The sequence below is a fragment of the Aneurinibacillus aneurinilyticus ATCC 12856 genome, assembly GCF_000466385.1.
GTDB classification, from domain to species: Bacteria; Bacillota; Bacilli; order Aneurinibacillales; family Aneurinibacillaceae; genus Aneurinibacillus; species Aneurinibacillus aneurinilyticus.
Genome location: NZ_KE952718.1, coordinates 1 through 533 on the forward strand (window position 1 = coordinate 1; position 533 = coordinate 533).

At 48.8% G+C, this 533-nt stretch carries 1 pseudogene; it reads left to right on the top strand.

Annotated features, from left to right (window positions below):
• Positions 1–22 precede the first annotated feature (22 nt).
• Positions 23–533, top strand: a pseudogene (locus tag HMPREF0083_RS05330) (IS5/IS1182 family transposase); the annotation flags it as partial.

The window sequence follows — 533 nt, forward strand, 5'->3', positions numbered from 1 at the left end:
CGGTGTACGTATGAGAGCGCTCATGGACGAGCTGTTTGAAACGATGATCCGAAAGCTGATCGCAGACCATTACATCACGATGGAGAACTACTTTTTGGACGGCACGAAGATCGAAGCTGATGCTAATAAGTATTCTTTTGTGTGGAAAAAATCTACCCTTCACTTTGAAAAGAAGCTCAAGGAAAAGGTGCAGGCGACCCTTGCGCATATTCATATGCTCACGCAGCAAGAAGCTGGCGAATACACGGCAGAAGCCCCGGATGAACTTCCTGCAAGGCTTGAAGAAACAGCCGCCATACTGGAAGAAAAGGTGGAAGATCTCACCGAACAAATGGCTCAAGTAAACGACAGTGAAGCGAGGAAAGCTTTACGCAAAGAGCGCAGTGCTCTGAAGCAGCCACTTAAACAGATTCGGGAGGACTTTCTGCCCCGCTTAGCCCAGTATGAGCAGCAGAAAGCCTGCTTGGGCAATCGCAACAACTACTCCAAGACCGATCCGGATGCCACGTTTATGCGCATGAAAGAAGATCACA